Below are 19,767 nucleotides of genomic sequence, written 5' to 3' on the forward strand. Positions count from 1 at the left end.
GAATTCGACGGTGCCGGCGGAATCATAGTTCACGGCCTTCGCCAGCGCGACCGCCTGCTCGCCCATCTTGCGGCGGGTGGTCTCGTCGAGCAGCGGCGACGGCGCCTCCTCGATGACCTTCTGGTTGCGGCGCTGGATCGAGCATTCGCGCTCGCCGAGATAGATGACATTGCCATGCTTGTCGCCCAGCACCTGGATCTCGATGTGGCGGGGATCGACGATGAATTTTTCGACGAAGACGCGGTCGTCGCCGAACGACGCCTTGGCTTCGGCTTTCGCCAGATTGAAGCCTTCGGCGACCTCGCTCTTCGAATGCGCGATGCGCATGCCCTTGCCGCCGCCGCCGGCGGAGGCCTTGATCATCACGGGGTAGCCGATCTCGTCGGCAATGCGCACCGCGTGCTTGTCGTCCTCGATGACGCCGAGATAGCCGGGCACGGTCGAGACCTCGGCCTTGGCGGCCGCCTTCTTGGATTCGATCTTGTCGCCCATCGCCGCGATCGCGCCGGGGTTCGGGCCGATGAACACGATGCTGGCCGCCTCCAGCGCGCGCGGAAACGCCTCGCGCTCGGACAGGAAGCCGTAGCCGGGATGCACGGCCTGCGCGCCCGTCTTGCGGCAGGCCTCGACGATCTTCTCGATCACCAGATAGCTCTCGGCCGCGGCCGGCGCCCCGATCAGGACCGCCTCGTCGGCCATCTCGACATGCAGGGCATCGCGGTCGGCCTCGGAATAGACCGCAACCGTCTCAATCCCCATCCGGCGGGCAGTCTTGATGACCCGGCAGGCGATTTCGCCGCGGTTGGCGATCAGAATGCGTTTGAACATTGCTATCTCACAACGGCAAATTGTCGTGCTTCTTCGCCGGCGTTTCCACCTTCTTATCCCTGAGCATCGCCAACGCCCGCGCAATGCGCTTGCGGGTCGAGTGCGGCATGATGACGTCGTCGATGTAGCCACGCTCGGCCGCAATGAACGGGGACAGGAAGCGGTCTTCGTATTCCTTGGTGCGCGCGGCGATCTTGTCGGGGTCGCCGATATCGCTGCGGAAGATGATCTCGACCGCGCCCCTGGCGCCCATCACCGCGATCTGGGCGGTCGGCCAGGCGTAGTTCATGTCGGCGCCGATCTCCTTGGACGCCATGACGTCGAAGGCGCCGCCATAGGCCTTGCGGGTGATGATGGTCACCAGCGGCACCGTGCATTGCGAGTAGGCGAACAGCAGTTTCGCGCCGTGCTTGATCAGGCCGCCATATTCTTGGCTCGAGCCGGGCAGGAAGCCCGGCACGTCGACGAAGGTGACGATCGGGATGTTGAAGGCATCACAAAAACGAACGAAGCGCGCGGCCTTGCGCGAGGCATCGCTGTCGAGCACGCCCGCCAGCACCATCGGCTGGTTGGCGACGAAGCCGACGGTGCGGCCCGCGATGCGGCCAAAGCCGGTGACGATGTTCTTGGCAAAGCTCTCCGCGATCTCGAAGAAGTCGCCCTCGTCCACGACCTTCAGGATCAGCTCCTTCATATCGTAGGGCTTGTTCGGATTGTCGGGGATCAGCGTATCCAGGGACGTGTCGACGCGGCCGATGTCATCGAAGCTCGGCCATTCCGGCACGCCGTCGGTGTTGTTGGACGGCAGGAAGTCGATCAGGCGACGCATCTGCAGCAGCGTCTCGACGTCGTTCTCGAAGGCGCCGTCCGCGATCGAGGAGCGCGTGGTGTGCACCGAGGCGCCGCCGAGCTCTTCGGCGGTGACGACCTCGTTGGTCACGGTCTTCACCACGTCGGGGCCGGTGACGAACATGTAGCTGGTGTTCTTCACCATGAAGATGAAGTCGGTCATCGCCGGCGAATAGACATCGCCGCCCGCGCAGGGGCCCATGATGACGGAGATCTGCGGGATCACGCCCGAGGCGAGCACGTTGCGGCGGAATACGTAGGAATAGCCGGCGAGCGCCGCGACGCCTTCCTGGATGCGAGCGCCGCCCGCGTCGTAGAGGCCGATGATGGGCGCCCGCGCCTTCATCGCCATGTCCTGAAGTTTTGTAATTTTCAGCGCGTGCGTTTCGGAGAGAGACCCGCCAAACACGGTAAAATCCTTGGCGAAGACAAACGTCTTGCGGCCGTTGACGGTGCCCCAGCCGGTGACGACGCCGTCGCCGGGGATCTTGGTCTTCTCCATCCCGAACTCGGTGGAGCGGTGCTCGACGAACATGTCGAACTCCTCGAACGATCCCTTGTCGAGCAGGAGTTCGATGCGCTCGCGCGCAGTGAGCTTGCCGCGGGCGTGCTGAGCCTCGATGCGCTTCTCCCCGCCGCCGAACTTGGCTCCGGTACGCCGGTCTTCGAGCATTTCGATCACTTCAAGCATCGGCTTGGCCTCGCCCGTTGTTCGTCCAACCTCGTGAGAAGTGGAATGCGAGGGCGACTGCAGTCACTTTCAGCAAGTCAGCGGTGATGAATGGAAAGAAGCCGAGCCGAAGCAGTGGTGCATCGAAGCCGATGACGATCCCAAGCCATAGGAGACCCGAAACATAAATAGTTGCCAGGAAGACCCCGGCGCTCGCTACGATCGACAGGAATGAGCCATTCCGATCACGCTCAGCGAGGTAACCAGCCAACAGCGCTGCCGGGAGACAAGCGAGCAGGTAGCCACCCGTCGGTCCCAGAATGTAGGCGAGACCGATGCCCTTTTCGGGAGAGCCGGCAAAGACAGGAAACCCTGCAATGCCCTCGAAAAGATAGGCGAGTACGGCAAAACTGCCTCGGATCGGACCGAGGGTTAGGCTGATGCCGAAGACCACGATGGTCTGCATGGTCATTGGCACCGGAAAGAACGGGACCTGAACCTTCGCTGAGACGGCAATGAGCAGCGAAGCGCTTACGATCATCGCCAAGTCGAAGCTAATGCGGCGCGGTGCGCTGCTGAGCACGCCAGGATTGTAAATCGTCATCATACACTCGATTAGAGAACGGAGCGGTCTCCGTACGTGGCAAAGCGCCTCCGCGAAAGGCTTGAAGAGGCACAACTGCACATGATACAAATTTGCAAAACGTAAATTGCGAAGTTGCAAAAATGTCGACTGGCAAGCTCTATATCGGGCGAAGGGTTCGCGAGGTCCGCGAAGCGGCGAAGCTGACCCAGACGGCATTCGCGGAAAGATTAGGTATTTCAGTTAGTTATATAAACCAGATCGAGAACAACCAGCGATCGGTCTCGGCCTCGGTTTTGGTTCTTCTGGCCGAGCGGTTTGGGATAGACCTCAGTTCCATATCGACGAACGACAGCGATCGGCTCATCGCAATGCTATCGGAAGCATTGGCCGATCCCGTTTTCTCCCCCCACTCCCCCAGCCTCCAGGAACTGAAGCTCGTCGTTCAGAACGCACCTAGCTTTGCGCAGGCGCTGCTCAGTTGCCATCAGGCCTACCGGCGTAACAGCGAACAACTCGCAAGCCTGGACGACCACATCGGCAGTTGGAGCACCGAACCAACCCCCTATGAGGAGGTTCGCGATTTCTTTCACTTCATCGACAATTACGTTCACGATCTCGACGTCTCAGCCGAGAGTCTGGCACTTGAGCTCGACATCGCCAACAGCGACGCAAACGCAGCGCTCGCAAAGCATTTAGAGAACCAGTACGGCGTGCTGATCCGGAGAACGGATCCTGGCGACAGCTTTTTGAGGCGCTTCGACACGGCATCGCGAACTCTCTTCTTGAGCCCATATCTGCCGGCCGCGACACGCAGCTTTCAAATGGCGTTTCAGATCGCCGCGCTTGAACAGGAAGACCAGATTGAAAAGATTGCGAAGCGTGCCGAATTCCGCACCGCTGACGCGCGCGAAGTATGCAAGGCCGGCCTGCGGAACTATTTTGCGGGAGCGCTGATCCTGCCCTATCAGGCATTCCTCGCAACTGCGAAAGAACTGCGCCACGACCTTGACCTGATCGCCGCCCGTTTCGGCGCGAGCCTGGAGCAAATTGCCCACCGGCTCTCTACCTTACAGCGGCCGGGTCAAAAGGGCGTGCCGGTTTTCTTCGCACGTGTCGACCGCGCGGGAAATATCACAAAACGTCATAGCGCGGCAAAATTGCAGTTCGCGCGCTATGGCGCAGCGTGTCCGCTGTGGAACGTGCATCAAGCGTTCGAGTCACCGAGCCGCATCATTCGGCAGCTCGCCGAGACACCGGACGGCGTGCGCTTTCTCTGCGTTGCGACCGAACTGGCTAAAGGCCACGGTGGCTTCGGAACGCTGCGGCCGCGCTATGCTATCGCCCTCGGATGTGAAATCTCCTACGCACGAGATTTCGTGTATGCCGATGGGCTCGATCTGACAAGCAAGGGCGCTTACGATCCGATCGGAATCTCCTGCCGCATCTGCGAACGTGCGGATTGTGCGCAACGCGCCGTTCCTCCATTGAAAAGCAGGTTGACTGTCCACCGCAATCGGCGAAACGTTCTGCCATATGAGATTTCCTGAGTCCTGAGTATCGACTGCTGACCTCTGCGTGCGACTCAAAGCGAAACCTAGAAGCCTCAATTCGGGTTGGCGCCAGAGGCTTGCGAGAACGTTGGGGGCGGAGCGAACTTTCTCGCGCGTAGGACATCTTGGCCGTCCAGATCATGCGGGTGCGGCCGCGTCAGCTTGCCTCTCGCATGCTACGCCTCGATGCACTTCTCGCCTCGCCGCCACCGAGCTTGGCGCAGGCACGCCGGCTTTTAGGAGCGAGTTGAGAGCGCACGCGTATGGGCAGCGTGGGCTTGACCATAAGCCAAACTCTAGTAACATGACGTCAATGTCATAATTTTTTCCTGTTGTAAAAAAGATGCAAGCATCTGATATCGCATCATAATTGTTGCAACAGAAGAAAACTTTGATGCCGAACTCAAATGTGGCAACGACGCCACTTTGAGAGAGCTACGGGACGTCTAGGCGTCCAAACGATCAAGCAAAAACAAGACAGGAGGAGCGCTGAATATGCGTGGTTTGATACTTTTTGCCGTCGCCGCCGGCATCACAATTGGTTCGCACCAAGCAATGGCCCAGAAGCAATACGGCGCGGGCGCGAGCGACACCGAGATTAAGATCGGAAATATCCTGCCCTATAGCGGGCCCGCTTCCGCCTACGCCATCGTGGGAAAGATCGCTTCTGCCTACGTGACGATGATCAACGAAAAGGGCGGAATCCACGGACGGAAGATCAATTGGATCTCGTATGACGACGCCTACAGCCCGCCGAAGACGGTCGAGCAGGCTCGCAAGCTGGTTGAAAGCGACGAAGTTCTGTTCCTCTACCAGACGCTCGGCGTTCCCCCGAATCTTGCCATCATGAAGTACATGAACCAGAAGAAGGTGCCGCAGCTCATGCTCGCCACCGGGGGCACGAGGTTCGGCGAGGATCCGAAAGCGTTTCCGTGGACGATGCCCTTCAATGCATCCTATCAATCGGAAGGGCGAATCTACGCAAAATGGATTGTAAAGGAGCATCCCACCGCGAAGGTGGCCGTCCTCGTTGCCAACGACGAGTACGGCAAGGACATATACAAAGGTGTCAAGGATGGGCTCGGCGACAAAACCTCGATGATCGTCGCTGAGGCGACCTACGACTTTAGCGACCCCACGATCGATTCGCAGATCGTCAAGCTGAGGGCGTCAGGAGCAGATTTGCTGCTCAATCTGAGCCAACCCAAGTTTGCCGCGATGGCGCTTCGAAAGATGGGCGAGCTGGATTGGAAGCCTATCCATATCCTCAACAATGTTTCGAGCTCCGTGGGAGCGGTGATCAAACCGGCCGGCCTCAACTACGCGCAAGGCATCATCAGCGCAGGATATTACAAAGACCCGACGGACCCTCGTTGGAAGGACGACCCTGGCATTCAGGAATGCGAACGCTTCTTGCAGAAGTACGCACCTGATGCGGACCGCAATAGCAGTCTCGTTACCTACTCCTATGCAGCCCTTCAAACACTCCAATATATTCTCGAGCAGGCGGGAGAAAATCTGACCCGGGAGAACATCATGAAGGTCTCAGAAAGCCTGAATGGTTTCGCACCCTCGACTTTGCTACCCGGAATCACTCTCAACACGTCGCCTACCGATCATTTCCCGATCGAACAGATGCAGTTGATGAAGTTTGAAGGAGACAATTGGGTCACTTTTGGTCCGATCATCGAAGGCAAGTTGACCAACTAGGCGCATCCGAGCCGCACGGATTTGGATGTCCGTGCGGCTTTTGACTACCCTCCGTTCTCAGATGGCTACTTACCAAATGCGATCGTTAGGAGAGAAGGTGGACTCGTCGATGCAACTGGCACCGTTCCAAGATCGCCTAGCCTTGCCGTTGATCGCGGCCCCGATGTTTCTCGTCTCGGGCATTGAGCTTGTCGTCGCGGCCAGCCGAAACGGCGTGATCGGTTCATTTCCAACTGTGAGTTGCCGCAGCGCCGACGAGCTCGATGACTGGCTAACCCGGATCAACGAACGCCTGCACCGCCACGACTGCGAGGCCGGGAGACGACATGCGCCGGTCTGCCCAAATCTGATCGTCCATAAGTCCAATGCTCGCCTCGCAGACGATCTGCAGGTTGTCCTTAAGCACCAGCCGGAGATGGTCATCACATCGGTCGGGTCCCCTAAACCGATACTGCAGCCGCTCCAGGACGCGGGTGCGTTGGTTCTCGCCGATGTGGCGTCCATTCGGCACGCAGAACGAGCAGCAGAAGCAGGCGTCGACGGTCTCGTGCTGTTGACGGCGGGGGCTGGCGGCCAGACCGGCTGGCTCAATCCGTTCGCGTTCGTCCGCGCGGTCCGCACGTTTTTCGACGGTGTGATCGTGCTCGCCGGCGGCATTAGCGACGGTGTCGCTCTGCGAGCGGCGCAGGCACTGGGCTGTGATCTCGCTTACATGGGAACGAAGTTCATCGCGACTCGCGAGAGCATGGCTGATCAGAGACACAAGCAGATGCTCGTAGAGAGCTCTGCGGACGATATCCTTCTGACTACCGCGTTCACGGGATTGCAGACCAACATGCTGAGGCCGTCGATCGAAGCAGCGGGCCTCGATCCGGACAACCTGCCATCACACGGTTCGATCGAAATCGGCAACGACATCGACATCGCCGCGCTGGAAGCTCGACCGAAGAGGTGGCGGGACATCTGGAGCGGCGGGCATTCAACTTCCGGAGTCAGAAATATCCTGTCCGTTGATGATTTGATCGCGCAGACCATCACGGAATTCCGCGGCGCCGGCCAGGCGCGATGATCCGCGCCCCGCAAACGAAGACTTCGCCCAGCTTCCTTGGATGAGCAGGGCCAGAAAAGAAACAACCAAGACGAGGTGGACATGTCACTCCACGCTTTCCCTACGGTCTGCGCGCAAACCCTGCGGGCGCTCGCACGCTACCCCTCCCGAACAGCCTTTAGCTGGCCGGAGGGGACACTGAGCTATCGAGGCGCTTTCGACCTGATCGGACGCATGCAGAGCGTCTTTATGCAGATGAATCTGCCTCCAGGATCGCGCGTCGCACTCCTGACCGCCAACCGGGCAGACATGTGGTGCGCGGGCGTCGCGGCGCAGCTCGCCAGGTTGGGCATTACTTGGCTGCACCCGCTCGGCTCCCTTCAAGATCAACTATTTCAGCTTGAGGACTCAGAGTCCGCGATACTGGTAGTTGACTCCGCTGCGTTCCACGATCGAGGCGGCGAGCTCGCGGCGAGCGCCGCCGGGCTGAAAGCGGTGTTTACCGTAGGTCGCGCTCAATACGGTACCGATCTGCTGAAGGCCATCGAAGCCGTCGGACACGTAACCCCGCGCAGCTTCGCCGGACCCGACGACATCGCAATTCTCAACTACACGGGCGGGACCACAGGGAGATCGAAGGGAGCGCTTCGATACCACCGCCAATATGGCGGCTTTGCCGGCGCGATCCTGGCCGACTTCGAGATTCCGGAGGCAGCTCGGTATCTTGCCGTCGCTCCGATCAGCCATGTCGCAGGAACCAAGGTCCTTCCGACATTGATGACTGGCGGCACCGTTCACTTGCTGAAAGGATTCGATCCGGAAGCTGTGCTGCTGACGATACAGCGTGAGCGTATCAACTTCACACTCTTCGTGCCAACCATGATCTATGTGCTACTCGATCATCCCGCGCTTTCTAGAACCGACCTTTCATCACTGGAGCTGTTGCTATATGGCGCATCCGCGATGTCCACGAGCCGCCTGGCCGAAGGCATCGAGCGGATCGGACCTGTCTTCTCTCAGCTTTATGGCCAGACCGAGTGCTATCCTGTTTCGGTGCTGCGAAAAGCCGATCACGATCCGAAGACGCCGGAGCTATTTTTGTCCTGCGGCTTCCCGATATCATCGTGCGACGTCAAGATTCTTGACGACCACAATCAAGAGGTGGCAACGGGCGAAGCGGGCGAAATCTGCGTTCGAGCACCGCATGTGATGGCGGAATACTGGAAACAGCCCCACGTCACGGCCGAAACGCTGAAAAACGGCTGGCTGCATACCGGCGACATCGCTCGCCAAGACGAGCGTGGTTACATGTTCATCCTTGATCGCAAGAAGGACATGATCGTTTCCGGTGGTTTCAACATCTTCCCACGTGAGATTGAAGACGTCCTGTCGGAGCATTCAGATGTCGCGATGGTCGCGGTGGTGGGCATTCCCGACGAAAAGTGGGGAGAGGCAGTCACCGCGATCATCGTTCCGCGCGAAGGCTCAAACCCCAGTCCGGACGAGTTGATCAACCTGGTCAAATCACGCAAGGGCTCTGCTCATGCGCCGAAGCAAGTCCAGTTTGTCAAACAGTTGCCGATGACCGGCGTCGGAAAAGTCGACAAGAAGATTCTACGAGCGAACTTCTGGACAGGACGCGATCGCATGGTCGGTTAGCCCGCTCAGCAACACGGGGGTCCAACCGGCGCCATGTTTCACCCCAATCTGACGCATTGACACCGCAGCGAGATATTCGCCCCGCGCCCACGCGTTCCGATCAGATATCATTCCAAACGCATGTCTCCGCCACCCATCCGCAGATCACGCGTACACTTCTCGCGCACCATCGAACCCAAGTCAGTCGGGTTGATCGGTCCACGTACCGCTGGGCGGCTAAGAGGACGTGCCAGAAAAATACAGGTTCAACACTATCGACAGATGTGAGGTCGCTAAAACGATCCCCCAAAGTAAGCAGACGCTGCTCGAAGCGGTTCAGCCCGAAGCGCACGGCCAGTTCAGGGGCAGAAAAACACCAGCATTGGCGGCCGACCGAACCGCGGTAGTGATCCGCCGGTCGAATTCCTGCGCGTCGACATCTGGCTTGTCACAATCGTTCGGGATGGGAAATTCGAGGCAAGCGATGGAGCCCTACTCATCGTCGATAATTCCGTGCGCAGCCACAATCAATCAAGTGGCCCGACACCGCAGGCGGTGAACGCCGGCACCAACAATTTTGCCGTCGGTTCGGCTGCGGTTGGCTGGATGGCAAGGGCCGCTTTTTTTGCCGCCGACGCACCGCTGATACGCCACTCCATGATCGGGTTGATATGCAGAAGACTCGTTTGCGCGGACTCCTATTTTTACAGGCCTTTCCGAGCGGCGTGATCCAAGTTCGGGCGAGTTCGGCCGGTTCGTGGGGGCCGCTACGATCTTGGACGTTGACCGCTCCGAAACCCGAATCCTTTAGCGTGGAGGGATTCTCCAGCTTGGGAACGATGGCGTTGGCGAAGTCGGATCTGCGCGCGAGGGTTTGCCGTGAAGCGGACAAGCCGTTTCTCGAGACAGGAACGATTGAAGGATTCAATTACGGCGAAGTGCGGACGCGCGTGAAAGGATCTGCGAATGGCGTAACGAAGCCCTTAAACGAATGGAAAGCATCGAGACGTGCGATCATGAGCTCGATGCCGGCGTCGTTCGTCACCGCCGTCGAGGATGCGGCGGCCAGACTCTGGCTCATGGCCAATCTTCTCTTGGATAAGGGGGTGGCGCTGCCGGTCGCTCAATCCGATACGATCGTGTCGCCGGATCGTGGTCGCCTCGGCTCAGCTTCTCCCAACGACACGGTTCAGGATCGCCCTATCGTCTCGTCCAGCAACGTCGCAGTTGGGCGCCGCTCGCGGAAGAAGGATTCTCGCTACCCCCTTTTCAGCGACATTCCTCGGCCACTCACGCCGGGTCAGCGCGAAAAGGCAAAGGGCAAGCGGCCTCAACCTGCTCGACGTTCCGCACCGCCCATCACCCTTGTTGCTCCTCCTACGAAACCTGTACGGGTCGCGGTTGGTGAAGCTGATTGGAAAGGTGCGCGCAACGAACGGCTGGCGAAAGCGGTGGCAACTATCTTGCGCGCCAAAGGTGATCGGCTGAGAGGGCCCGCGTTGTACAACGCGCTCGCGCCGAGTCTGAGGCCCGGAATCAAGCAGCACATCGTCCGTGACCTACGGAAGGAGCTCGCAGGGTCGAAAATCACCTTTGAGCGCAAATATGGGTTTTGGTTCAAAGACGAACCAATTCGGAAGAAGCAAAGAATACACAAGAAGACGCGAATTGCGACGCACCGCTGGCAAAGTCAGGATTTGTGGTGGCGCATCGTCCATGCGATCGCACAGCTCGGGCGTGGATTCACGGAAGCCGAGTTGAGTGCCGCTTGCGGCGCCGAGCTCGAACGTTACGGCAAGGACTGGCTACGCCTTCGACTTTTGCGCGCAAAGAATGCCAAGCCGCCGGTTGTCAAATCGATCGGGCGCGGCGTTTACCAATGGACCGGCCTCGATCCTGCGAAGGTCGCGAGACAGCAGTTCTCGTGACCTCACCAATACGCGGCGTAACCGTTATGTACGAAACGTACGAACCACTCTAAGACATCCATGCAACTGCAGCCATTAAACTATTGACCGGCAAAGTCGTTGGTGCATCAATACGGGCATACTCAGTTTAGTGTCGCTCAGGGTTGTGTGAGTTCGTTCTTTGAAGATCATTGTTGGTCCTGCGCAAGCGCAGGTCCCATTTCGCTTGGCAGTCATCCATGCACTCCCGTAGGCGTGCGATCGGTGGCCTGCGTCTAGGCGTCCTGGAAGGCTCTCCCGGCGCCGTTGGAGTCCTTTTGATCCACGGCAATTCTTCCTCGAAGGAGATCTTTGCTCGACAGTTTTGGGCGCTCGAAGATGCGGGCTTCGGTGTTGTCGCCCCTGATCTTCCGGGTCACGGCGAATCTGACTGGTCGCGGACACCTCAAAGAACCTACAGCTTCCCCGGCTATGCGGCGCTGCTTCACGGACTCATGACCAGACTTGGCTATCGATCGTACCACGTGATCGGATGGTCGCTCGGCGGCCATATCGGGCTAGAGATGCTCGCTCAGTATCGCGAGGTCCGGTCTCTGGCGCTGACTGGCACTCCTCCGGTACGCCTGAATCCCGAAGGGGTGGGCGCCGGCTTCCGATGGACGCCGTCGACCGCTCTGGCCGGACGCCGCAGGTTCTCCTCCGACGACTGCCAGCGATATGTCCGTGCCATGATGGGAGCCAATCGCGCTTCGCAAGACCACCTGAAAGTAGCCGCTGAAACTGACGGCAATGCGCGATACTGGATGGTTCGAAACGGCATGGCGGGCGTCGGTGCGGATGCTGTGGAAACGGTCGGCACTGATGACCGTCCCCTGGCGATCCTTCAGGGCGCGCGGGATCCATTCTTGAGGATCGATTACGTCGAAGCGCTCAGGTACCGAAACATCTGGAAGGGAAGACCCGTTTTGATCGACGCCGGACACGCACCACATTGGCAAGTGCCGGCCACCTTCAACGGGCATATGAGGGAATTTTTGAAGTACGTCGGCTAATTCCAATGGAGCTTGGGGGCACCATGGTCACTGTAGAGGAATTCATTGAGAGATCTCAGGAAGCAAATACCGACATCGAGCTGAAGGATCTATTCCTCGCAACGATGCGCGACGCAGGATTTGAAAACGCGGTCTTCGCGCGAACGCAGCACAAGCGTCTCGTTTCGATCCCGTGGAGCGAGTTTCCACGGGGCTATCTCAAGACCTATCGGACTATGCAGTGGGACAGAATCGACCCAGTCGTGCAGCACGTGCAAACCGCACGTTGGCCGTTCCGCTGGTCCGATGCTTGCGCTCCGAACCAGATCAGCCGAACCCAACGAAACTTCTTCGAGCAATGTCGAGAGTTGTGTGTTCATTCCGGCATCACCATTCCGATGCGCGGTCCCGCCCGCGAAACCGATCTGATTAGTCTTAGTTTTCGCGAGAAAGGAAGTCCGGAAGTCGACAAGTCGGCTTACGTCTACATGGTCTGCGTCCAGTATTGGCTGAAATACTGCGAGCTGGTCGACAGGAAAAATCGGGAGGCAGCAACCCTGACCAACCAGGAAATTGAATGTCTCAAGTGGTGTAAGGAAGGAAAGACCAACTGGGAGATCGGCGAGATCCTGGGCATTTCCCAGAAGACCGTCGAGTTCCATGTTGGCAATACGATGAAGAAGCTCGGTGCCGGCAATCGAATTACCGCCGTGATCATGGGGATCAAGGACGGCATCATTTCGCTCTGAATGCTGAAGGGCTTTTTTTGGATTCAAAGACCGCGTCGATGGTTCGGCCCAGCCGTTCCAATGCCGATGAGAAGAGATCAAGCTCGATATTGAGCGGTGCCATGATCTTCAGGACCTCGTCGCGGGGCCCGCAGCACTCGATCACGATACGGTCTCGGGCCGCGCACTCGGCTACGTGGGCGGCTTCCGCCGATTGCGCGAATTCCAATCCACGCATCATACCAATGCCCATCGCGGAGAGACGATCGGGATATCGGACGGACATTGAGCGGCCCCAATCCGCCAATAACAGAGAACGCCTTTCGACACCTGCGACGAAGTCGTTGGTCCAAAGATCAAGGGCGGCCGCAGCCGTGACGAAAGCAAGCGAGTTCCCGCGGAACGTTCCGTTGTGTTCGCCCGGCGACCACACATCATGCTCTGGTTGCAATAACAGCAACGACATCGGAAGCCCGTAACCGCCGATTGATTTAGCAAGGCACACGATGTCAGGTTGGAGCCCAGCGCGCTCAAAACTGAAGAACGGGCCCGTGCGGCCGCAACCCGTCTGTATCTCATCGACGATCAACAAAGCGCCGAGACGCTTGGCCGCATCTGCGAGACCGATCAGCCATTCCGTCGATGCGACATTCAGGCCACCCTCACCCTGAACGGTCTCGACGATGATAGCAGCAACGGGATCGATGCCACCGGAGGGATCCCCGGCCATCCTCTCGAAACGCTCGATCTCGGCAAGACCAGCTCCGAAGTAACCGTCGTAAGGCAGCCGGGTTATTCCGTTCAAAAGTCCGGGACGCCAGAAGGGCTGGCAGTCGACGACAATAGGAGCGAACTTCCGATTCATGCTCCGCAAGAAAGTCGACATGGTCGAGGTCGAGAGATCGTGCCTTCGCTTTCATGCGTTCGCCCTCTTGATCCGGTTTGCCTCTTCCGCTGTTGCGATCAAGTTCAATTTATCGCGCAGCGACAGGATGTCCGCGACCACCGAATCGTATCCAGCGTCGCGCGCAACTCGCCCAAGATAGGTGAGCGCGTCCGCCATGTTGCGCGCCGTATTATCGTCGTTCGCCCCGCTGGAGGTCTCCCTCATGCGGCGGTCCTTTCCGACGACGTCTCGGGACCGAGAGCAAGGACGTCGGTTCCGATGCCAAGTTTATCGCAATGCCAGATAGGACGTATGCACGGTGTCGGCACCAAGAAGGCGCGCTCCATCTCACCTTCGATCAGATGCGCAGGCCCCAACCACCGGATGCCAGATCGTATGAAATGTGCGAGCAGATGCTGGCGGGTAACCCCTATCATACCCGTACCTTGGTTGAGCAGTAGGAACTCCTGGATCGCGCATAGAAGCTCCGGAAAGATCGTCTGCCGGATCACGGGTTTGACCGATTTGTCGACACACACTCGGGTAACTTCGAAGATCTTTGGAGATACCGGGGTATCACCGTCTTCCACCAAATGCGGCCAATAGCTTCGCAGCATGTACGGTCTGGTCGTACGCAGTAGCCGGGCCAATCCCCTCACCACCCCTTCCTGGTCACGCCAAACCAGATACGTCGCGGCCGGCGTATCGAATTCGTCGAACTCAAGTCCGCCCCAAGACGCGTGATCCAGCTTCCTCCTTCTGACAAAGACCTCGTATCTCAGTCGGGCCTGGGACGCCAAAGCATCCTGAAAATGATGAGCTGTTGCCACGGAAAACGCCTCGATCATGCGATGTCGCTCCGATGTAGGCTAACATCCGAGCAAATCCGGCCGATGTCGTGTACTGGGAGACTCCCTAATATGCGCTCAAAATTGCAACAAATAGACGGGAAACGACAAAGCGCATTTTCAAAGATGAAAACAGGACCATGTCCGACTTCTCGAATATAGTGGTTCAGATGTGGCAGAATGATCGGCAATGTTACCCGGATGATGTCTATGGAAGTCGTCTCTCAACCAAAACTCGCGGTCGACGAATTCTTCGAGGCCATTTCGGGGGCCGATGAGCGTATGAGCTCATCAACGGTGTGGCCTATGCCATGCCTGCCGCCAATGAAGGTCACAACGTCATCTGCAGCAACGTTTTGGTCGCCATCGCCCCGGATGGAAAGAAAAAGGGGTGCCGCATGACATCCAGCGATACTGCGGTTCAAACCGACCGCGATACGGTTCGATATCCAGATGTTGTCGTGGACTGCGGGCCGCCCGACCCTTCGGCGAAGATGGCGTCGAAGCCGACGGTCATCGTGGAAATCACGTCGCCGGGCACTTCGTTCGTCAACTTCGGCGATAAATTGCGGGAGTATCAGAGGCTGCAATCCGTCGATACGGTGATGCAGATCGAATCGGAATTAGTCCTCGTCAAGGTTCACAGGCGGCAATCCGACGGAACCTGGACCGATGAATCAATCGAAGATTTCGGGGTTGCGATCCCGATCCCATCCATAGGCGCGTCGATCACGCTGGATCACGTGTACGATACCCTCGATCTGCGGCCGAGACCTCGCCTTGTAGTACTCACGAACGATCACACTCCAAAACTCTAGCTTATCGTTCCAGCTTGTAGCGCCCCGAAAGCCCGTCCTCGATCTCACTCGCGGGCTTGCGCGCGGTCTATGCCTCCGATCGCGGAAGGATCCATTTCTCAATCGCATGTTGCGTGGGCAGCTGATTGAGCTCTTCAACTGAGCTCCAAGAAGGCATTCGAAAGCACCGATGTAGCTGTCGGCTTCCACATGAAAGCGATGTCACAGGCCACAAAAACGAATGGTCGCGAAAGCGCGATGCTGGCCTGCGTGATTTCCGCACCGCGCAAGTTGCGAGGTCGGCCTCAGAGCCTGCACCGCATGATACCGAAGAGGTTCTCGCCACCCTGATTGACGGCTCGTAGAAAGCCTCCGTCGTTGAGTCCCAGAGGACGCTTGGTCACCGAGTCACCGACGTTGCCGCCGACCACCTGCACTTCGTTGGCCCCAACTTCCACGATGACGTCGCAATGTCCGGGATAATCACCGCCGTTCTGATGCTCATAGTCAATTCCTTCGCGCCGTGCCCAGCAGACGAGATCTCCCACTTGCGGCTTCCACTCCCGCAATTGGTAGCAGTAGTAACCGGCCTGTGGCTTGCCTAGCAGAAGGTCTTTGATTGCCCGGAAGATGTAGACGGAGTGCTGCGGACTGTAGTGGAAGCGATCGCCTGCTCCCGCGCTTCGCATCACCCAAGAGATGAATGCGGCCGACCACGGAACACTGTGATCGCGTCCCGTAAGCGTATCGTTGTTGACGCCGTATTTCCAATATTCGCCAACGTAACGATAATAAGGATCCTCCCCCTCCTTGTGTCCGACCCGAGTGGCGTGTCCTGCGATATCGTAGGTCTGCTCGCCGAATTTGCGCCATTCGGCCAGCGCGGTGGCCGCGGCACGAAGGCCGAAGCCGCTTGGCGCTCCAGCGCCCGGGGCAGCTGCTGGCGCAACCGCCGGCAACTCCTCCGAGACATGTGCTACATCGAGATTGGCACTCGCCCTACTGGACAACATCTCTGATGCGGCGGCCATCGCTGGACTTGCCCATAACGCCTTGGTCTTCCTCAACCAGTGGCGCCGGTCATCAGTTCCCGTCTGCCCTCCATTGATAGCATAAGTGACGTCGACGAGATCGTCTGCATCAGCGAGTTCATTGCACGACCTGCCATGATGACCGCTAGCTGCCCACTCCGCGGCGGCGATTGCGAGGCAGTGATCGCGATGAAATGCCAGGTCGGGGTTCCCTTCGAGATCGATCCCAAGCTGGTTTCCGTACTTCGCGTACGCGTTTCGACCTGTGATCTGCAGCAATCCCCGTCCACGATAGCGGAAACCGTCGCCTGGATTGACGTTTCCGAGTCGTCCCCCGTAGACGTAGTTTCCGAGCTTTTCCTCGTTGTGCGCGTATTGCTCCGCAATCTCGAGGGTCGGAAAGCGGCGCGGCCAAACCGCCATCAACCGGGATGGTGAATACCATAGGCTCTCAGTCTGGATCTTGAAGCCACCAGTCTCTTCCAGCATTTGTGCGAAGAAATGCGCGGTCCTGAGCCCGTTATCGAGAATGTTGTATCTTGAAAGAACGTCGTTGAATCCAGGCGCGTGAAAGGCAGCCGCGTATTCATCGTTAATCCGGGAGGACAAGGACTGAATTTGTGCAAATGTGATTGGCATAGTGAAGTCTCCTTAGAGAAGCATCAAACGTCCAAATTGGCTTGGGCTCTCGAACTCGGCGGGGTTCGCCCCTCTCCAGGGGCCGGCGTTTGAGGGGTGCCCGACGACAGCGGCGTGTGCCCAGAGATCAGCCGTTGGCTGTCGCTGCCGTCGTTCGTGACAGGAGTTAGATTCGGCCGGTCGGTCGGGATCGATTGCACCGATGGTGATTGTGCGGTCTGCTCCGGCGTACCTGAAGGAGAAGGTGGACTGGACGCCGCTGGCTGCGGGCTGGTGAAGGCCGCCACGATGCGATCCATAGCAGTGAAGACGAGATCCGCGCTATATCCCGCGACGAAGGCTAGAGCGAAGGGAGAGAGCGACGCGGTGACGGATCCTGCGGGCTGGAGCAACCATCCGGCCGCCAATCCCGAAAGTGCTCCAATTGGTACCCGTAACGAGTATCTGCTCTTGAGAGCACGTGCTGTAACGGCTGCCGTGTTCTCATCGGAAAGCCGCCTCAGGACAAAGGCGATAGCCCCCAACATTCCGTACAGAACGGGCAGCAGGAATCCGCCGACAAAAGAGGTGGCCAGCTCCAATTCGACCTGTGCGACGATCTCCGGCTTTTTAGCACCCCGCCCGTTGTGCGTCTCCATGCCGATGATGATGAGCGAGTCGGCGAGCCTACGTGGAAAGCCCATCAGATAGTTAGTTACGTCGAGATAGCTCTGCTGCTTGGCCTTGAGTTCATCCGATCTCGCAGCGGCCTTGACGGAGTCTGCTGGTATGACCGCCGCGATTTCCGGTGCTTGAAATTCCTTGGCCGTCTCGACGAGCCCTTTTTGGGCCGAGACGAACGCCGAATAGTAGAGCTGGAGGGCCAGCAGTGCGGAGAGGATGCCGTAGAAAAACCGCCTATAGTAGTTTTTCGCATCTTCCGGCGATTTGATCTTCGAGTTCAGCGTGCCGTAGGCCGTCCAAAACCGATGTTTTAGCTCTGGACTGGCGTTCTCGAGACTGCCTGCGCGTTCCGCCTCAAAGATCGGCGTGGCGACTTGCGCCGGAATGTCGAGGCCCCGTTCCGATAGCTCGCGCATCGAACTGCGGGCCATTTCGACCGGGTTGGATCGATCCGCGATCTTGGCCGTCTTGGACCAGAAGCCCATGGATTCCGCCGGCAGGTCAAAGCCCGGCGAAAGCCACCAGGCATCAACCACAGAGACTGCCTTATGATATAAAAGTGCACGCCTAGGATGTTCACTAGGTAAGGACGGCCGTCCGCTGAGCCTAGGATCGCCATAGGCGGTGGTAGGTTCATTCGCAGGAAGCTGCTGGGCCCGATCTGCGGGAATGACCTAGGTTTTGGTGTATCGAAGCAATATCGCACGCTCACCCAACTTGCCCGAATTGCTGGAGGGAAGGATGATTAGGGAATTGCTAAATCGCGAGTTCGTGCTCGCGCAGATGGAGGTTATCTCGCAGGAGCTTAATCGCCGCTCCACCGAGAGGCGCGGCGGCGCCCCGAGCGGAGACCATGATCTTCCGATAGATCCCCAAGAATACGAGCAGGCTTCTGCGGAATTCGATGCAGCCCTAGAAGATGAAAAAGCCACGTCTTCCGGTCCGGCCGGGTTTGATACCCCGCCGCAGCGACGAGGGGGGACGACGGAATCGTCTCTCGACGACAAATGTTTCATCAGCAGCGATCCCGTCATTAGTATCACCCAGAGCGCACTCCAAGAATACTTTGATGATCCGGAAAGCCCCGATCATTTACCGCCACAGCAAGAGCAAGCGCAGCGCCGCGACGATGACCCGGAGCCCCGGGTGACCGATCGCTCGCTTGAGGAGGGCCTGCCCCCGGCCAGGCGACGCGTATTCGACAAGTTCTCAATTACCGACCCGGGTTGGGTCAGCTCGCTGGTAGCGATGGGAATTTCCAAGTTCCGAAACCCGCATCCGTTCAACCCAACGCCAGCTCCGACACACACAATGGCAAATCGTTGTCGGTTAGTCATGGTCGGCGACTGGGGTAGCGGACTTCCGCGAGCGCAGAAGGTCGCGGGCCAGATGCGCAAATACGTCGAAGAATGCCTCCAGAACGGCACCGAATGTCACGTCATCCATCTCGGCGACGTGTACTATTCGGGTTTCAAATACGAGTACGAAAAGCGCTTCCTGCCGTATTGGCCGGTCTATATCGAGGAACACGATAGGGTCGGCTCATGGTCGTTGAACGGGAATCACGACATGTACTCCGGCGGGCACGCCTATTTTGGCACCCTGCTCGCGGATCCTCGCTTTGCCAAACAGGCAAACTCGAGTTTCTTCCGACTTGCAAACGCGAATTGGCAATTCATCGGCCTCGACACCGCTTACGATGACAACGGCCTGAAAGACCCCCAGGCGGTATGGCTAGCGGACACGCTTGCCAGGAACAGCCAGAGAGCTGTTCTTCTCACGCACCACCAATTCTTCAGCGCCTACGAGGACGCACCAGATGTTGGCGAGACCCTGCGGGAGAAGCTGGGCGCGCTGCTCTCCGACAATAGGATATTTGGAGCCATTTGGGGCCACGAGCACAGATGTATTCTTCACGAGCCCCACGCCGATCTCGAATATGCGCGCCTGGTCGGGCATGGCGGCGTCCCCGTGTATATGACCCACGGCGAAAACGACGCCTACCCACCGCCGGCGACATACGAAGACCGGAGATACATTGAAAACGGGCTCGAGCACTGGGCGTATATGGGGTTCTCCGTGATTGATATCGAAGATAAACAATTCAAGGCGACATACGTCGACGAAGACGGCTATGCCTGCCATGAAGAACGCATCGAGCCGAGGGACGCTTAATGCCAGGAGCCGATCGACCGGAGCGGAGCTCGTTCGAACAACGATATCTCCGTGGGCGAAAATTGCTGGATAGCCGCAAGTTCGGGGAGGCATTGGAGGAACTTGAACCCCTCCTTCAAAACGTTACTTGGCGCGAACGGGTGAGGCCATTGCTGATCCGAATACTCGAGGCGCTCGAGCCCT

The 19,767-nt window shown here is 58.4% G+C and carries 17 protein-coding genes; 9 read left to right on the plus strand and 8 right to left on the minus strand.

The window, feature by feature from the left end:
* The 3 genes from YUU_RS0100005 to YUU_RS49620 all read right to left on the minus strand — a co-directional run.
* On the minus strand, window positions 1-828 hold an 828-nt coding region (locus tag YUU_RS0100005; RefSeq protein ID WP_027520512.1), incomplete at its 3' end, for a biotin carboxylase N-terminal domain-containing protein.
* Between the two features lie 7 nt (window positions 829-835).
* Window positions 836-2,368, minus strand: coding sequence for an acyl-CoA carboxylase subunit beta (locus tag YUU_RS0100010; RefSeq protein WP_027520513.1), 1,533 nt, complete (start codon window positions 2,366-2,368; stop codon window positions 836-838).
* Window positions 2,361-2,951, minus strand: coding sequence for a biotin transporter BioY (locus YUU_RS49620; RefSeq protein ID WP_051389583.1), 591 nt, complete (start codon window positions 2,949-2,951; stop codon window positions 2,361-2,363). The genes YUU_RS0100010 and YUU_RS49620 overlap by 8 nt, the downstream gene beginning before the upstream one ends.
* Window positions 2,952-3,073: 122 nt before the next feature.
* On the opposite strand from YUU_RS49620, the gene YUU_RS0100020 reads away from it, so the two are divergent.
* The 7 genes from YUU_RS0100020 to YUU_RS0100055 all read left to right on the plus strand — a co-directional run bounded on the left by YUU_RS0100020 (window position 3,074) and on the right by YUU_RS0100055 (window position 12,566).
* The gene (locus YUU_RS0100020) at window positions 3,074-4,480 is read left to right on the plus strand and encodes a short-chain fatty acyl-CoA regulator family protein (protein WP_027520515.1); all 1,407 of its coding nucleotides are present in this window, start codon (window positions 3,074-3,076) and stop codon (window positions 4,478-4,480) included.
* 498 nt (window positions 4,481-4,978) lie between these two features.
* A complete protein-coding gene (locus YUU_RS0100025; RefSeq protein WP_027520516.1) occupies window positions 4,979-6,193 on the plus strand; it encodes an ABC transporter substrate-binding protein in 1,215 nt (404 codons plus the stop codon).
* 109 nt (window positions 6,194-6,302) lie between these two features.
* Window positions 6,303-7,262, plus strand: a complete 960-nt coding sequence (locus tag YUU_RS0100030) for a nitronate monooxygenase family protein (RefSeq protein WP_245287905.1) — start codon at window positions 6,303-6,305, stop codon at window positions 7,260-7,262.
* A gap of 75 nt (window positions 7,263-7,337) precedes the next feature.
* Window positions 7,338-8,900 carry an AMP-binding protein gene (locus tag YUU_RS0100035; RefSeq protein WP_027520518.1) on the plus strand — a complete coding sequence of 521 codons (1,563 nt, stop codon included), beginning with the start codon at window positions 7,338-7,340 and terminating at the stop codon, window positions 8,898-8,900.
* A 761-nt stretch (window positions 8,901-9,661) separates the two neighbouring features.
* Window positions 9,662-10,807: a DNA-binding protein gene (locus YUU_RS58240; protein WP_156944010.1), complete on the plus strand. Its 1,146-nt coding sequence runs from the start codon at window positions 9,662-9,664 to the stop codon at window positions 10,805-10,807.
* 296 nt (window positions 10,808-11,103) lie between these two features.
* Entirely contained in the window at window positions 11,104-11,838 is a 735-nt protein-coding gene (locus YUU_RS49625) for an alpha/beta fold hydrolase (RefSeq protein WP_198031663.1), read from the plus strand.
* Window positions 11,839-11,861: 23 nt separating this feature from the next.
* The gene (locus YUU_RS0100055; RefSeq protein ID WP_198031664.1) at window positions 11,862-12,566 is read left to right on the plus strand and encodes a LuxR family transcriptional regulator; all 705 of its coding nucleotides are present in this window, start codon (window positions 11,862-11,864) and stop codon (window positions 12,564-12,566) included.
* Here YUU_RS0100055 and YUU_RS49630 read toward each other — a convergent pair.
* Genes YUU_RS49630 through YUU_RS54870 form a run of 3 tightly spaced genes read right to left on the minus strand, consistent with a single transcriptional unit; the run spans window position 12,553 to window position 14,279 of the window.
* Window positions 12,553-13,431 carry an aminotransferase class III-fold pyridoxal phosphate-dependent enzyme gene (locus tag YUU_RS49630; RefSeq protein WP_051389534.1) on the minus strand — a complete coding sequence of 293 codons (879 nt, stop codon included), beginning with the start codon at window positions 13,429-13,431 and terminating at the stop codon, window positions 12,553-12,555. The two genes, YUU_RS0100055 and YUU_RS49630, sit on opposite strands and share 14 nt — an antisense overlap.
* A 30-nt stretch (window positions 13,432-13,461) precedes the next feature.
* Complete coding sequence (locus tag YUU_RS0100065) at window positions 13,462-13,608, minus strand: hypothetical protein (RefSeq protein WP_198031665.1); 147 nt, start codon at window positions 13,606-13,608, stop codon at window positions 13,462-13,464.
* A 44-nt stretch (window positions 13,609-13,652) separates the two neighbouring features.
* A complete protein-coding gene (locus tag YUU_RS54870) occupies window positions 13,653-14,279 on the minus strand; it encodes an acyl-homoserine-lactone synthase (RefSeq protein WP_051389535.1) in 627 nt (208 codons plus the stop codon).
* A 290-nt stretch (window positions 14,280-14,569) separates the two neighbouring features.
* On the opposite strand from YUU_RS54870, the gene YUU_RS0100075 reads away from it, so the two are divergent.
* Window positions 14,570-15,097, plus strand: a complete 528-nt coding sequence (locus tag YUU_RS0100075; protein ID WP_256375261.1) for a Uma2 family endonuclease — start codon at window positions 14,570-14,572, stop codon at window positions 15,095-15,097.
* Between the two features lie 284 nt (window positions 15,098-15,381).
* On the opposite strand, the gene YUU_RS54875 is transcribed toward YUU_RS0100075, so the two are convergent.
* Window positions 15,382-16,746, minus strand: a complete 1,365-nt coding sequence (locus YUU_RS54875) for a DUF2272 domain-containing protein (protein ID WP_051389536.1) — start codon at window positions 16,744-16,746, stop codon at window positions 15,382-15,384.
* A 23-nt stretch (window positions 16,747-16,769) separates the two neighbouring features.
* Window positions 16,770-17,945: a hypothetical protein gene (locus tag YUU_RS0100085; RefSeq protein WP_156944012.1), complete on the minus strand. Its 1,176-nt coding sequence runs from the start codon at window positions 17,943-17,945 to the stop codon at window positions 16,770-16,772.
* Window positions 17,946-18,150: 205 nt separating this feature from the next.
* On the opposite strand from YUU_RS0100085, the gene YUU_RS0100090 reads away from it, so the two are divergent.
* Complete coding sequence (locus YUU_RS0100090; RefSeq protein WP_027520524.1) at window positions 18,151-19,584, plus strand: metallophosphoesterase; 1,434 nt, start codon at window positions 18,151-18,153, stop codon at window positions 19,582-19,584.
* Window positions 19,585-19,767 lie beyond the last annotated feature (183 nt).

This window comes from Bradyrhizobium sp. Ec3.3 (assembly GCF_000472925.1).
Classification (GTDB): domain Bacteria; phylum Pseudomonadota; class Alphaproteobacteria; order Rhizobiales; family Xanthobacteraceae; genus Bradyrhizobium.